18 protein-coding genes are annotated in these 14823 nt (G+C 43.0%); 6 read left to right on the top strand and 12 right to left on the bottom strand.

Translation table 11 applies throughout. From position 1 onward, the window contains the following. Positions 1–149: 149 nt before the first annotated feature. The gene (locus tag NMM26_RS09075; protein WP_254754297.1) at positions 150–1781 is read left to right on the top strand and encodes a Na/Pi cotransporter family protein; all 1632 of its coding nucleotides are present in this window, start codon (positions 150–152) and stop codon (positions 1779–1781) included. Between the two features lie 97 nt (positions 1782–1878). Here the strand turns inward: NMM26_RS09075 and NMM26_RS09070 are convergent, their stop codons facing one another. After that, positions 1879–2175: a bacteriocin immunity protein gene (locus NMM26_RS09070; RefSeq protein ID WP_084954033.1), complete on the bottom strand. Its 297-nt coding sequence runs from the start codon at positions 2173–2175 to the stop codon at positions 1879–1881. 19 nt (positions 2176–2194) lie between these two features. Further along, the gene (gene pepA, locus NMM26_RS09065) at positions 2195–3259 is read right to left on the bottom strand and encodes a glutamyl aminopeptidase (protein ID WP_254754296.1); all 1065 of its coding nucleotides are present in this window, start codon (positions 3257–3259) and stop codon (positions 2195–2197) included. 295 nt (positions 3260–3554) lie between these two features. On the opposite strand from pepA, the gene galE reads away from it, so the two are divergent. The 5 genes from galE to NMM26_RS09040 all read left to right on the top strand — a co-directional run bounded on the left by galE (position 3555) and on the right by NMM26_RS09040 (position 8412). Continuing rightward, on the top strand, positions 3555–4553 hold the full coding sequence (galE, locus tag NMM26_RS09060) for a UDP-glucose 4-epimerase GalE (protein WP_254754295.1): 999 nt from the start codon (positions 3555–3557) through the stop codon (positions 4551–4553). A 143-nt stretch (positions 4554–4696) separates the two neighbouring features. Beyond that, complete coding sequence (locus NMM26_RS09055; protein WP_254754298.1) at positions 4697–5656, top strand: ABC transporter permease; 960 nt, start codon at positions 4697–4699, stop codon at positions 5654–5656. Continuing rightward, the gene (locus tag NMM26_RS09050) at positions 5646–6602 is read left to right on the top strand and encodes an iron chelate uptake ABC transporter family permease subunit (protein WP_173251413.1); all 957 of its coding nucleotides are present in this window, start codon (positions 5646–5648) and stop codon (positions 6600–6602) included. Before NMM26_RS09055 ends, NMM26_RS09050 begins: the two co-directional genes overlap by 11 nt. Further along, positions 6599–7351, top strand: a complete 753-nt coding sequence (locus NMM26_RS09045; protein WP_254754294.1) for an ABC transporter ATP-binding protein — start codon at positions 6599–6601, stop codon at positions 7349–7351. Before NMM26_RS09050 ends, NMM26_RS09045 begins: the two co-directional genes overlap by 4 nt. A 95-nt stretch (positions 7352–7446) precedes the next feature. Next, positions 7447–8412, top strand: coding sequence for a siderophore ABC transporter substrate-binding protein (locus NMM26_RS09040; protein ID WP_254754293.1), 966 nt, complete (start codon positions 7447–7449; stop codon positions 8410–8412). A gap of 111 nt (positions 8413–8523) precedes the next feature. Here NMM26_RS09040 and yidD read toward each other — a convergent pair whose 3' ends face one another. From yidD to NMM26_RS08990, 10 genes are all read right to left on the bottom strand, one after another. Next, on the bottom strand, positions 8524–8766 hold the full coding sequence (gene yidD / locus NMM26_RS09035) for a membrane protein insertion efficiency factor YidD (RefSeq protein ID WP_000821624.1): 243 nt from the start codon (positions 8764–8766) through the stop codon (positions 8524–8526). After that, a complete protein-coding gene (locus NMM26_RS09030; RefSeq protein ID WP_254754292.1) occupies positions 8766–9488 on the bottom strand; it encodes a pseudouridine synthase in 723 nt (240 codons plus the stop codon). Before NMM26_RS09030 ends, yidD begins: the two co-directional genes overlap by 1 nt. Then, entirely contained in the window at positions 9475–10044 is a 570-nt protein-coding gene (gene scpB / locus NMM26_RS09025; protein ID WP_254754291.1) for an SMC-Scp complex subunit ScpB, read from the bottom strand. The genes NMM26_RS09030 and scpB overlap by 14 nt, the downstream gene beginning before the upstream one ends. A gap of 18 nt (positions 10045–10062) precedes the next feature. After that, complete coding sequence (locus tag NMM26_RS09020; RefSeq protein WP_254754290.1) at positions 10063–10791, bottom strand: segregation/condensation protein A; 729 nt, start codon at positions 10789–10791, stop codon at positions 10063–10065. Continuing rightward, positions 10791–11525, bottom strand: coding sequence for a site-specific tyrosine recombinase XerD (xerD, locus tag NMM26_RS09015; protein WP_302850863.1), 735 nt, complete (start codon positions 11523–11525; stop codon positions 10791–10793). The genes NMM26_RS09020 and xerD overlap by 1 nt, the downstream gene beginning before the upstream one ends. Continuing rightward, positions 11522–11983, bottom strand: a complete 462-nt coding sequence (gene cbpB, locus NMM26_RS09010) for a cyclic-di-AMP-binding protein CbpB (RefSeq protein WP_254754288.1) — start codon at positions 11981–11983, stop codon at positions 11522–11524. Before cbpB ends, xerD begins: the two co-directional genes overlap by 4 nt. Next, positions 11980–12501, bottom strand: coding sequence for a metallophosphoesterase (locus tag NMM26_RS09005; protein ID WP_254754287.1), 522 nt, complete (start codon positions 12499–12501; stop codon positions 11980–11982). Before NMM26_RS09005 ends, cbpB begins: the two co-directional genes overlap by 4 nt. Continuing rightward, positions 12477–13448: a nucleoside-triphosphate diphosphatase gene (locus NMM26_RS09000; RefSeq protein WP_254754286.1), complete on the bottom strand. Its 972-nt coding sequence runs from the start codon at positions 13446–13448 to the stop codon at positions 12477–12479. The genes NMM26_RS09005 and NMM26_RS09000 overlap by 25 nt, the downstream gene beginning before the upstream one ends. Beyond that, positions 13445–14239, bottom strand: a complete 795-nt coding sequence (gene racE / locus NMM26_RS08995; RefSeq protein ID WP_000370376.1) for a glutamate racemase — start codon at positions 14237–14239, stop codon at positions 13445–13447. Before racE ends, NMM26_RS09000 begins: the two co-directional genes overlap by 4 nt. Before the next feature lie 202 nt (positions 14240–14441). Next, positions 14442–14690 carry a YneF family protein gene (locus NMM26_RS08990; protein WP_000364990.1) on the bottom strand — a complete coding sequence of 83 codons (249 nt, stop codon included), beginning with the start codon at positions 14688–14690 and terminating at the stop codon, positions 14442–14444. Positions 14691–14823 lie beyond the last annotated feature (133 nt).

Raw genomic sequence — 14823 nt, 5'->3', positions numbered from 1 at the left:
TAATCTTCATGCCATGTTAGAGTGTATTATTTTTACTTTTTCTAACGAATTTTCTTTCTAAAATCTTAGCTTAACACTTGTTAGATTTACTTTTATCCTTTAAAATAGAATAGGAGAAATTCCGTTATTATTTTTCGGAGGAAAAAGAAATGTCCATTAATTGGCAGGAAATTTTATTTCACTTTTTAGGTGGTCTGGGACTATTCTTGTATAGTATCAAGACCATGGGAGACGGTTTGCAACAAGCTGCTGGAGATCGCCTTCGTTTTTACATTGACAAGTACACCAGCAATCCCTTTTTAGGTGTTCTAGTCGGGATTGTCGTGACTGCCCTGATTCAATCAAGTACAGGGGTTACAGTTATCACAGTTGGACTGGTCAGCGCTAGTCTTCTAACTCTTAGACAGGCTATCGGAATTATCATGGGAGCCAACATCGGAACCACCGTCACTTCCTTTATCATTGGTTTCAAGCTTGGCGAGTATGCTTTACCCTTGATTTTCCTTGGAACCATGTTCCTATTCTTTACAAAAAACAGAACAGCAAACAATATCGGGCGCATCCTGTTTGGTGTAGGGGGAATCTTCTACGCCCTCAACCTCATCAGTGCCGGTATGAGTCCTCTTAAAGATTTACCACAATTCAAGGAATACATGGTAACCTTGGGACAAAATCCTGTGTTGGGAGTTTTTGCCGGTGCAGTGATTACCGTCCTCATCCAAGCTTCTTCTGCGACAATCGGGATTTTGCAAGGTCTCTATGCAGGTGGATTCCTTGACCTTAAAGGTTCGCTACCAGTTCTCTTCGGAGATAATATCGGGACAACCCTAACAGTTATCATCGCGGCAGCTGGAGCCAATATCTCTGCAAAACGCGTTGCTGCAACCCACGTTACCTTTAACGTTTTGGGAACTATTCTTTGCTTAATCTTATTAGGTCCATTTACGTCTATGATTGAGTACTTCCAGGCACTCCTTCACCTCTCACCTGAGATGACCATCGCCTTCTCTCACGGTGCCTTTAACGTAAGTAACACTATTGTACAATTTCCATTCATCGGAGCCTTGGCCTACTTTGTAACCAAGCTCATCCCTGGTGAAGATGAAATTGTGAAGTACGAGCCACTTTATCTTGATGAACATTTGATTAAACAAGCTCCATCAATCGCTCTCGGAAATGCAAAGAAAGAACTCCTTCACTTGGGAAATTATGCTTCCAAAGCCTTTGACCTTTCATACAACTACATCATTGACCTTAATGAAAAGGTTGCTGAAAAAGGACACAAGACAGAGGAAGCCATCAATACCATTGATGAAAAATTGACTCGTTACCTCATTACTCTTTCAAGTGAAGCTCTTAGCCAGAAAGAAAGTGAAGTGCTCACCAACATCCTGGATTCATCCCGTGATTTGGAACGGATTGGGGACCACGCAGAAGCCCTAATCAATCTGACTGACTACCTTCAACGTAAAAATGTTGAGTTTTCTGTAGCTGCTTTGCAGGAATTAGCCGATATCTATCAAAAAACCACTGACTTTATCAAGGATGCCCTTGATAGCGTGGAAAACAATGATATTGAAAAAGCTCAAAGTCTGATTGAACGCCATAAAGAAATCAACAATATGGAACGTGTTCTTAGAAAGACCCACATCAAACGCCTCAACAAGGGCGAGTGTTCAACACAAGCTGGGGTCAACTTTATCGACATCATTTCCCACTATACTCGTGTATCTGACCACGCTATGAATCTAGCTGAAAAGGTCATCGCTGAACAAATCTAAGAACCAAGAAGCTATCCTAAATAGGATGGCTTTTTTCTTTTCCTAATCAAGAATTGCTTTTCTAACATATAGAAAAATGCTTTGATTCACAATGGAATCAAAGCATTTTAAATAGCTCCCCATACATAATCGCAGAAGCCGCTGTTCCTCTGTACTTGGCTTCTTCTCTTTTGATAAAGCGAGCCAAGTTGAGCAACTCAGGTGCCGGATGTTTGGGATTTAGGAGCAATTCACGATTGACCAGACCTGAGAGACGAACTGCCAACAATTGCTCATTTGTAGTAGGCAGTTTTTTAGCAGTCTCTAGGAGAGCAGCAACTAAATCTTCACTCAAATCATGTCGAGCATGATTGTAAAGATCTTTTATAAGGCTTTCTAGGTTTGGTTCTACCATCCCTACCACCTCCTTAAGTTTAATAATTTTTAATCAAATCAACTGTTGAACGATCCAATTTTTTCACCAAGGCTTGCAAGAAAGCTTGAGCTTCTAGGAAGTCATCCATAGCGTAGAGGGTTTGATGAGAATGGATATAACGAGCGCAAACACCGATTGTTGTAGATGGGACACCACCATTTTTCAGATGAGCTGCGCCAGCGTCTGTTCCGCCTTTACCACAGTAGTATTGGTACTTGATTCCAGCTTCTTCAGCTGTTGTCAAAAGGAAGTCCTTCATATCTGGGAGAAGCAAATGACCTGGATCATAGAAGCGAATCAAGGTTCCATCCCCAATCTTACCTTGACCTCCATAGACATCGCCAGCAGGTGAGCAGTCAACTGCTAGGAAAACTTCTGGGTCAAATTTAGTTGTAGAAGTATGAGCACCACGGAGACCAACCTCTTCTTGGACGTTAGAGCCAAGATAGAGTTCATTGCCAAGTTTTTGACCTGACAGAGCTTCCGCCAACTCGCTAACCATAAGAACACCGTAGCGGTTGTCCCAAGCTTTTGAGATAATATTTTTCTCATTGGCCGTCAAGATTGCAGAACTATCTGGTACGATGGTGTCGCCAGGACGGATGCCAAAGCTTTCTGCCTCAGCCTTATCCGCAAAACCGCCATCAAAGACGATATCTGCAATAGCAGGCATAGTTGGACCGCCCTTACCGCGAGTCAAATGTGGTGGAACAGAACCTGAAATCACAGGAATTTCACGACCGTCACGAGTCAAGAGTTTAAAACGTTGGCTACTAACCACCATAGGATTCCAACCACCAATTTCTACCACACGTAAGGTACCATCTGGCTTGATTTCGCTGACCATAAAACCAACTTCATCCATATGAGAAGCGACCAAGACGCGCGGTGCATCCGCAGCTTCTGAATGTTTAATTCCGAAAATACCACCCAAGCCATCTGTCACTACTTCATCCACGTGTGGTGTCAACTTTTCACGAAGATAGGCACGGACAGGCGCTTCATGACCTGAGATAGCAGCAAGTTCTGTTACTTCTTTGATTTTTGAAAATAATGTTGTCATTTCAGTTCCTTCTTTCTTTCATCCATTTTACCACTTTTTATAGGAGAAGGATAGCGGGAAGGTGGATTTCTAAATTAGTATCTTAGTCTTACTGTATCTTAGAAAAAGCTTGTATTTTCTTGCATGTGATATAAAATCCAAGAAACATTCCAAGATTAACTCGAAACTTTATTTCCAAACAAAAAACAATTTAATTCCAAAATCGTTCAATTTTTTCATGAAATTTACAGAAAATAGTTGACTTTCCTTTCTTCTTTCTTTAAAATAGTACAAAACTAGAAAAAGGAAAAAAATCATGACCAAAACAATTCTTGTTACAGGTGGGGCTGGGTACATTGGCTCCCATACCGTTAAAGCTCTTTTAAATGCTGGCTACAAGGTGCATGTCTTAGATAATCTTTCTACAGGAAATCGTTCAGCTGTAGATAGTCGTGCTAGCTTTAAACAACTGGATGTTTATGATTCTAGTGCTCTAAAAGCTTACTTAGAAGAAAATCAGATTGATGCTGTTCTGCATTGTGCAGGTGAGATTGTTGTGAGCGAAAGTATTGAAAATCCAAGTAAATACTTCACTGCCAATGTTGCTGGTATGAACCAAGTTCTCAAAGTCTTATCTGAAGTTGGCATTCAAAAAATCATGTTCTCTTCGACTGCTTCCCTCTATGGTAATAACTGTATTGACAAGCCTGCAACTGAAGATACCCTGCTCGACCCTGTCAATCCTTATGCAGAAACAAAATTGATGGGCGAACGAATGATTTACTGGATGGCTAATCGCTACGATTGGAAATATGTTATTTTCCGCTACTTTAATGTTGCTGGAGCTGAAATGGATGCTTCAAATGGTCTCCGTGTAAAAAATCCAACTCATATCATTCCCAATATCAACAAGACCACATTGGGACAAAATGATAGCCTGAAAATATTTGGAGATGACTACGATACACGTGATGGTTCATGTATTCGAGATTACATTCATGTCTTGGATCTTGCACAGGCTCATGTTAAAGGAATGAACTACCTCTTTCAAGAAGACAGTTCTTCTCAAATCTTTAACTTAGGAACTGAAAAAGGCTATACCGTCAAAGAAATCTTTAAAACTGCTGAAGAATTACTGGATCAAAAAATCCCACACGAAATTGTTGCTCGCCGTGCTGGTGACCCAGCTAGCGTCCTAGCAGACGCATCAAAAGCTAAACAATATCTTGACTGGCAAGCTAGCTACTCTCTTGAAGATATTATTTTATCGGATTATCATTGGCGTGTTAAAGAAGGCAAAAACATTTTGGAATAGGAAAACAGAGGAGAAGGTCTTGGTACTCTCTCCCTGTTTTATTCATTAAATTGTCAGAAAATTTATTGACAGATTAAAGAAATCGTGTTACAGTAATATCCGCAGGTATCTTTCGATACCAAATCTACATGAAAGGACGGGGTATGAAACTTTCTCACTATTTAATTGGCTTACTTCTACTCCTAGTCTTTCTCTCTATTAGCATTGGAACCAGTGATTTTTCATGGGGAAAGCTCTTTGCTTTCGACCAGCAGGCCTGGCTTCTCTTTCAAGAGTCCCGTCTCCCAAGAACCATCAGCATTCTCCTGACTGCCTCTAGTCTGAGTATGGCAGGACTGCTCATGCAGACTATCACTCAAAATCAGTTTGCTGCACCGAGTACAGTTGGAACGACTGAAGCCGCCAAACTGGGAATGGTGCTGAGCCTCTTTGTCTTTCCATCAGCTAGTCTGACCCAAAAGATGCTCTTCGCTTTTGTTTCATCCATCACATTCACCCTCTTCTTCCTAGCCTTTATGACCATTTTTACTGTAAAGGAAAGGTGGATGTTGCCTCTGATTGGAATCATCTATAGCGGGATTATCGGTTCTGTGACAGAAGTTATCGCCTACCGTTTCAATCTGGTTCAGAGTATGACTGCTTGGACTCAAGGCTCCTTCTCCATGATTCAGACCCATCAGTATGAATGGCTCTTCTTAGGCCTCATTATCCTGATAGCCGTTTGGAAGTTATCCCAAACCTTTACCATCATGAATCTAGGCAAGGAAGCCAGTGAGAGTTTGGGGATTTCCTACTCCCTACTTGAAAAACTGGCTCTCTTTCTGGTTGCGCTAACGACAAGCGTCACCATGATTACCGTGGGTGGCTTACCATTTCTCGGAGTTATTGTCCCCAATCTTGTTCGCAAGCGCTATGGAGATAACCTAAGTCAAACCAAACTCATGGTCGCACTAGTCGGTGCCAATCTAGTTCTGGCCTGCGATATCCTATCCCGAGTTCTGATTCGGCCCTATGAGCTGTCTGTCAGTCTCTTGCTAGGAATCATCGGTAGCCTCGTCTTTATCCTACTTCTCTGGAGAGGGGGACGAAAAGATGCAGTTTAAAAACAAACATACCAAACTCTTCTGCCTTCTCATTATTCTGGCCATCGGAGCTTGTATCCTCTATTTTTGGCCCATCACCCACCTATCTGCCTTTGCTTGGAAGTTGCGTTCCCAAAAAATTGTCGTTTATCTCTTGGTAGCTATCGCGACTGGGATTTCGACCATTAGTTTTCAAACCCTAACGGAAAATCGCTTCCTGACGCCAAGTATTTTGGGAATCGAATCCTTCTACGTCCTATTACAAACTCTACTACTGGTTTTTGAAAGCAAGTTTCTTCAACTCGGGAAATCTCCCATCTTAGAATTCCTAGTTTTGCTTCTGCTTCAATCCCTCTTCTTTCTCGCCTTACAAGGCTACTTGAAGACACTGATGAAACAAGACTTGGTCTTCATCCTGCTAATCTGTCTAGCCTTCGGAAGTCTCTTTCGAAATATCAGTACCTTCCTTCAGGTTCTGATGGATCCAAACGAATACGATAAACTGCAGAACAGTCTCTTTGCCTCCTTTCAACATCTCAACACTTCCATCCTAGCCATCGGCTCTCTAATCATCCTTGCTTTGACAGTCTTTTTCTTCCGGAAAGCAGTCACTCTGGATGTCTTGCACCTACAAAGAGAAACGGCTCAGATATTGGGACTCAATGTTGAAAAAGAACAGAAAGAACTCCTCTGGGGCATCGTGCTTTTGACTTCAACTGCTACTTCCTTGGTAGGACCTATGGCCTTCTTCGGCTTTATGCTAGCCAACCTTACTTACCTGATTGTCAAAGATTATCGGCACAAGCTACTCTTTATCGTAGCCATTCTGGTCGGATTTATCAGTTTGACCTTGGGGCAAGCCCTTATTGAACGAGTCTTTGCGCTGGAAATTCGCATCAGCATGATTATCGAGAGCGTGGGTGGTCTCTTATTCTTTATCTTACTTTACAGGAGGGCGCGTCAGTGAAACTGGAAAACATTGACAAATCCATTCAAAAACAGGATATTTTACAAGACATTTCGCTTGAAGTCAGTCCTCAAAAACTGACAGCCTTTATTGGTCCCAATGGTGCTGGAAAATCAACTCTCCTCTCCATTATGAGTAGACTAACCAAGAAGGATCAGGGAATTCTCAGTATCAAAGATCGTGAAATCGAGAGTTGGAATTCACAAGAACTGGCTCAAGAACTGACTATCCTAAAGCAGAAAATCAATTACCAAGCCAAATTGACTGTTGAAGAACTGGTCAGTTTTGGACGTTTTCCCTACAGCCGAGGTCGACTGAGACCAGAAGATTGGGAAAAAATCCGAGAAACTCTGGACTATTTAGAACTGACCAACCTAAAAGACCGCTACATCGATAGCCTATCTGGTGGACAGATGCAACGTGTTTTTATCGCTATGGTACTGGCCCAGGATACAGACTTTATCTTGCTAGATGAACCGCTCAACAATCTCGACATCAAGCAAAGCGTCAGCATGATGCAGATTCTTCGGCGACTGGTGGAGGAACTCGGCAAGACCATTATCATCGTCCTTCACGATATCAACATAGCCAGTCAGTATGCGGATGAAATTGTTGCCTTCAAGGACGGTCAAGTCTTTAGCAAGGGAACAACCAATCAAATCATGCAGGCTGACCTACTCAGTCAACTTTATGAGATTCCCATCACACTGGCTGATATCAATGGCAAAAAGATTTGTATCTATAGCTAGTAACTCAGAAACTCGAGTTAGAAGAAACTTTGTCTCTTAGTCAATAAGACCAAGAGATTCCCTAAATCGTTATCACATTTTAAAAAGGAGAAATTATGAAAACATCCCTTAAACTTTACCTTACTGCCCTAGCAGCCAGCTTCTTGCTCCTACTTGGTGCATGTAGTACAAACTCAAGCACTAGTAAGACGGAGTCAAGTAGCTCTGCTCCAACAGAGGTAACCATTAAAAGTTCACTAGGTGTAGTCACACTTTCAAAAGTCCCTGAAAAGATTGTGACCTTTGACCTCGGTGCTGCGGATACTATTCGCGCTTTAGGTTTTGAAAAGAATATCGTCGGAATGCCTACAAAAACTGTTCCGACTTATCTTAAAGACCTAGCTGGAAAAGTTAAAAATGTTGGTTCTATGGTTGAGCCAGACCTAGAAGCCCTTGCTGCTCTTGAACCAGACTTAATTATCGCTTCACCACGTACCCAAAAATTCGTAGATAAGTTCAACGAAATCGCTCCGACTGTTCTCTTCCAAGCAAGCAAGGACGACTACTGGACTTCTACCAAGGCAAATATCGAATCCTTAGCAAGTGCCTTCGGTGAAACCGGTTCACAGAAAGCCAAGGAAGAATTGGCCAAGCTAGACAAGAGCATCCAAGAAGTCGCTACTAAAAATGAAAGCTCTGACAAAAAAGCCCTTGCTATCCTCCTCAACGAAGGAAAAATGGCTGCCTTTGGTGCCCAATCTCGTTTCTCTTTCTTGTATCAAACTTTGAAATTCAAGCCAACTGATACTCAATTTGAAGATTCTCGCCACGGACAAGAAGTCAGCTTTGAAAGTGTCAAAGAAATCAATCCTGACATTCTCTTTGTCATCAACCGTACCCTTGCCATCGGTGGGGACAACTCTAGCAACGATGGCGTCCTAGAAAATGCCCTTATCGCTGAAACTCCTGCCGCTAAAAATGGTAAGATCATCCAACTAACACCAGACCTCTGGTATCTAAGCGGAGGCGGTCTTGAATCAACAAAACTCATGATTGAAGACGCACAAAAAGCTTTGAAATAAGCAACTTCAAACTCAACTAACAACTTTACATGATAAAACGCATCCTATCAAGCTCACTCAAACCTGATAGGATGCGTTTTTATCATTTCACTAAAATATTTTTACCCAGCCTCATTTTTCTTCTTGATTCCGTTTAAGGGAAAAATGGTCTGGGACGGGGTCCTTGCCTGTTTTCGACCAGGGATGGCAACGTAAAATCCGAGCCAAGCCCATCAAGACACCCTTGAAGCCATGTTTTTCGATAGCCTGAATCATATAGTTTGAACAGGTAGGCTCAAAGCGACAAGAGGGGGGAAAGGCTGGCGAGATAAAACGTTGGTAAAAGCGCACAGGCGCTATTAAAATTCGTTTCATTATTTCTTGGTTACAGCCATGGTGTGTAGTTGGCTGACTTCTTTTTTGTTAAGACGACGGGATTCTCCTGGACGGAGTCCTGTCAAGTCTAGATGTCCGAAACGAGTCCGTGACAACTTGTCCACTTGGAGACCGACAGCTTCAAACATCTTTTTAACCTGATGGTTCCGCCCTTCATGGATAGTCAACTGCACCACAGAGCGGTTTTTGACTGGATCCACTTTGAGAATCTCATAGACAGCCGGCTTGGTTTTCTTACCATCAATCTCAAGTCCACGGGTCAAGGGGCGGAGATTGTCCTTATTGGCCACACCTTTAACACGCGCGACATAAACCTTGTCAATCTCATTACGAGGGTGAATCATTTCATCCGTAAAATCCCCATCATTGGTCAAAATCAAGACTCCTGATGTATCCCAGTCCAAACGACCTACAGGGTAGATGCGCTCCTTCACGTTGGGCAAGAGATCGACAACCGTCTTGCGGCCCTTGTCATCTGTCACACTAGAAATGACACCACGTGGTTTGTTAAGCAGATAATAGACCTTTTCTTCGTTGTAGATAGGTTGACCTTCAACTTCGACCTTGTCGCCTGACTTGATGGTCGTTGCTAGTTCACGTACCACTTGGCCGTTAACCGTCACCAAGCCTTGCTTGATCAGCTCTTCTGCTTTTCTCCTACTGGCCACACCTGCGTGGGCAATATACTTATTGATTCTCATCTTCTTCTATCCTTTCACCAAATAATTGGCTTTCTTGGGCTTGAATCTCAAGCTCATCAATCACTGGTAATTCTTCCAAATGGTTAATTCCCATGTAATCTAGGAAATAATCCGTAGTCACATAGAGGTTGGGGCGCCCCAACACTTCTTTTTTCCCGTCTTCCTTAATCAGGTCAAAAGCCTGCAACTTTGCCAAGGCCCCACTCGAGTTGACCCCACGGATGGCATCAATTTCTATTCGTGTGATGGGCTGTTTGTAGGCAATGATGGACAAGGTCTCAAGGGCAGCCCGAGACAAACTCTGATTGATAGGTGCCTTAGAGTATTCCTTCAAAATCTCTGCAAATTGAGGATTGGTCACCAATCTATAAGCACCACCTGTCTCAATCAGAGCCAAACTGGAATCTGGGTCCTTTTCATACTTCTGAGCTAATTTTTCTAAACTCTGTTGGATGCCTGTCGGTGGCAGAGAGAGGAGTTCAGCTAACTGGCGGACTCTAATCCCATCTTCACCCGCTACAAACAAGAGCGCTTCTATTTTTGCTAAAGTACTCATCTTTCCTCTCTATCAAGTCTAGCTTTGGGCCACTTGACTTTCTTCCTTCTTTTCCATGAGATAGATATCTCCGAAACTCTCCTCTTGCACGAGCATCAGCTCCTGGGTTTTGATTAGCTCTAGGGTTGCCAAAAAGAGGGTGATGACCTCTTGGAGATTCTGGGCTTCCTTAAACAAATCCTGCAAGCGCAATTGATCTCGTCCAGTCAAGGACTCTTTCACGATAAGCATCATGTCCTCAATCTTATACTCATCCCGCAAGATAGTCGTATGGTTCTGAGCAAACTCCTCTTTTTTCTTAGCTAGGATATTTGAAAAAGCTAAAAAGAGGTCAATGGTCGTCTTGTCATGCACAAGCTCCGCATCTTCGTAAATCAACTCTGTCGGCGCTTTGGAATAGTACTGGGCCCGTTCTTGGTGCTTGGCTTCCAAATGATCACCCAAGAGCTTGAACTTGCGGTATTCTTCGATTTGAGAGAGAAGATCCTGCTCCAGATCATCCTCCAAGTCTGTCACTTCTGCCACCTTCGGAAGAAGCTTGCGGCTCTTGATCAGCATGAGCTGACTGGCCATGACCATGTACTCGCCCGTCACTTCCAGACGCATGGCCTGCAGGGTTGAGACATAAGCTAGATACTGTTCAATGACTTCCGTAATGGGCACATCGTAGATATCCATCTGGTACTTAGAAACCAGGTGCAAAAGCAAGTCCAGAGGCCCTTCAAAATCTTTTAGTTTAATATCCATTATCTATATTTTTCTAAGGTCAGGACTGTTTTTAATCCTAATTTTTTTGCAATTTCGTACAAATCGACCTTGTTTTCAATTTGTCGTAGAATGAACTGTTCCCGCAAGGCTTGGGCTGACAGAGCTGGAAAACCTTTCTCCTTGACAAAGGACTCTAGCTGACGGAAGGCCCACTGACGAGAATAGGCTTTCCCTGCCCTTTCAAAAAGATAGGTTTGCCCCATCAAGGGTTCCAATTCTGAAAGCAAGGTCGTGGGAATGCTGACAATCCTCTGTTGGGAAGCCTTCTTGATTCGCAACACTTGAAAGTCCAGGTTGATATCCGCAACCTTTAGAGCTAAAATCTCACTCGGTAAGAGCCCCATTTCTAGGATTAAGAGCGCTAGCAAGCGTCCCTCTGGATAGTCGCTTTCCTGCCAAAAAGAGTCTAGGTCTAGAATCTCTGGTTTTTCAGTTTTCTTTTCAGTCTGTTTGGTTAATTCCAAACGGTAAAAGCTTTCCACTTCCCCTTTTTGATAGAGAAAGTAGAGAAATTGGTTACAGGCCGAAATCTTCCGCTTTTGAGCGCTGATTTTTAGATTGACTAGCTGGGCTTGGTAAATCTTGAGACTAGTCTCCGAAATCTGCCCACCTACAATATCTAAAAATTGCTCCAAATCATACTTATAGGACTGCTTAGAATTGGCAGATAAACCCTGCTTTCCCTCTAAGAAATCTGAAATCCTATCTCTCATCGGCATCGAATCTCATATTCCTTACTAAAATCATGCAAGAGGGCATTGACTGCCTTGAGGATAGACTTGCGCGTGATAATCCCTTGGAAAATCCCTGACGCATCCACAACCGGCAAGAAGGACTCATCTACCAGCTTGTGCAAGACCTCCGTAATGGTAAAATCAGGCGAGACGACCGCTACGTCCGTTCTCGTCATATGAACGATATCCGTATCTGCCATGATTTCTTGACTCAAGTCATGCTCCATCTGGTAAGCCATAATATCTCTGAGCCCAATCGTCCCAACAAACTGTTTTTCATCTGTCACAACAGGAACACGGGTATAGGTCATCTGACTGAGCAAGAGGGTAGCGTGATCTGCATTGTGGGTATCAATCAACACAGCTAGATTTTTAGCAGGAGTCAAAAAAGTTTCCTCTTGCCCCAACAAGAAAGTCTCAAACTCCTTGGCAATCATCGGCTAAACTCCTTGGACAAGCCCGGATACACCTCATGGTCTCGTGTCAAAAAGTCCACTTTGAAATAACTGTCATCAATCTCCACACGAGCATAGAGACATTCTCTGATGGTCCCACGTGGTTGACTGATAGAACCTGGATTTAGAAAGAGGGTCTTACCTTCCATCCAAGCATTTGGCACATGCAAGTGACCATAGAGACAGATATCGGCATCTTCCTCCTGAGCCCAGTAGTCCAACTTTTGAAAGTTGAAATTAATGTCAAACAAGTGACCATGAGTTTGGATAATCTTGGTCGAACCAAGCTCAGTCACCAAACGTTCTGGGTAGCCGGCGTAGAAGTCCATGTTCCCTTTAACTACACGGATGCCCTCCCAAAGTGGAGAATCAGGACGCAGTTCAGAATCACCGTTATGAAAAACGGCATCAACTTTGCCCACATAGCGATCACGGATTTCTTCCACAATCAAGCTATCGCCATGGGAATCGCTCATTACAATGATGGTTTGCTTTGCCATGATGGAAATACCTCCAAAAGTTTCTTAACGGCTAAGGCACGGTGAGATTGACTATTTTTTTCTTCAAGGGTTAACTCAGCTGATGACTTGCCTGTCTCTCCTACAAGGAAAAGAGGATCATAGCCAAAGCCATTTTCACCCTTAGGTTCAAAATTAATGTAGCCTGGCCAGTCTGCTTCGACCACCAAACTTTCCTTGTTTGGACTGGCTACGACTAGGGTTGTATGGAATTGAGCCGAACGGTCCTTAAGTTCAAAGACCATAGCCAATTCATGCAAGAGTTTGGCATTGTTTTCATTATCCGTAGCTCCGACACCTGCAAAACGAGCCGACCAAACCCCTGGTAAACCGCCAAGAACATCGACTTTAAGACCCGAGTCATCTGCCAAGACCATCTTGCCAGTTAACCGGGAAATGGTTTCTGCCTTAAGGCGGGCATTTTCCTCAAAAGTCATTCCTGTTTCTGCTACTTCAGGCAAATCAGGATAATCATTGAGGTTTTCCACATCATAGCCTAGTTTGTCAAAGATAGCTCGGAATTCCTTGGTCTTGCCCTCGTTACGAGTCGCAATCAATAAGGTTTCTCTGACATTGTTTGTCTCAAAGAAGGCTTCTACATCAACACCTTCTTTAGGCAATTTTACATGCAGGAGTTGCCCATTTTCAACTAAGAGAAAAGCCCCCTGACGTTGTATAATTTCCAAATTTCGTCCCATTTCTTGGTTGAGGATATCTACCACAAAAGACCATAAACGGTAGAGAGAACCATAGCGTAAAACAATCACAGAAATAGGAAAACCTCGATCCTCATCTCGAAATCTTTGGGCAAACTCTAATAGAGGAAAATCCAAGTCATCATCCGTCAACGTCCGGACGCCACCAAAAATACCATAGGACCCGACATACCAGTCCTGTTCATCCTTGTATTCATAAATTTTATTTGTCATAATTCTACATGCTCCACATGAATCTCTTTTTCCAGCCATTCTTCACCAATTTGTGCAAAACTTTGGCTGCTGGCTGTTGTGTAAAAACGGTGATGAAGTGGTCCAGCATCGCGACCACGATTGATTTCAAAATAATTGAGTAAGACTGAGATGTCCCGTACGCACTCTGCCCCACTATCAATGAGCTGAACCTTGGGTCCCATGACATTTTGAATAATAGGTCTGAGCAGTGGATAATGGGTACAACCCAAAATCAGGCTATCCACCTTTCCAACCAAGGGACGCAGGGTTTCATAGACCACTTTCTTGGTGACACTGGTTGACAGAGCACCAGACTCCACCAAGGGAGCAAACTTGGGACAGGCCAAACTCTCCACCTGTAAGTCCGGATCCAAATCATGGATTTTCTGACGGTAAATATCAGATTGTACCGTCATGGGAGTTCCAATCACTCCGATTTTCCCACCTTGACTGGACTTGATAGCTGCCGAAGCTCCTGGCAAAATAACACCTAGGACAGGAATATCTAGTTGAGCCTTGATTTCTTCCCAGACAACGGCAGTCGCAGTATTACAAGCAATGACAATCATTTTGACATCCTTGGTCAAAAGAAAGTTGACCAACTGCCAAGTATATTCACGAATTTGCTCAGCAGGACGGGGCCCATAGGGCGCCCGTGCCGAATCTCCAATATAGACGATTTCTTCATGGGGAAGCTGGCGCATGAGCTCTCGCACAACGGTCAAGCCCCCGACACCCGAATCCAAAAAACCAATTGGTCGATTATCCATACAGTCTTCTTTCTAGTCTTTTTTCTGATTGATAGTTCATTATGATTACCGTTCCTTATGAACTGAATAATGACAGCCTAATCAATAACCATCTCTCTTAATCATAATCAAATATCAATAGAATGCAAGGAAAAAGTCTCACCCCTAAACCATAGCCAACATAGTGAGAAGTCTGGAATTTTCATCCCAGACTTTTCCTTATTTATTTTTTCTTTTTATTGTTAGCAAGGGCTGCTTTTTGTTGGCGGATGATTTGGTGGTAAACTTGTTGTACCTTGGCTTCGCTTGGTTTTTGACCATTTGCACTCAAAAGAGTACGAACTGCTTCAGCATTCAAACGTGGGTTGTCAGCGAATTCTTTTTCAATTTGCTTACGAACCAAGTACATTCCTCCAAGAGCTCCTCCTAGAAAAGCTAGCACAATCAATACAATTGCTAATAGTAAATCCATCATATTTCTCCTGTTTCTTTTTGAGTCTCTTTCATTATACCACAAACTAGCCACCCTGACTAGTTTGTTTTACGCTTTCAGGAATGGAATAGACAGCAAAAAGAACCCTGCTTTTCTGCAAAAGAGGGCTCCT

The sequence above is a fragment of the Streptococcus sp. CF7_Ac1-8 genome (assembly GCF_024295435.1).
Lineage (GTDB): Bacteria > Bacillota > Bacilli > Lactobacillales > Streptococcaceae > Streptococcus > Streptococcus mitis_AP.
The sequence above is the reverse complement of the archived record's forward strand: the minus strand, read 5'-3'. Positions and strand labels throughout refer to the sequence as shown.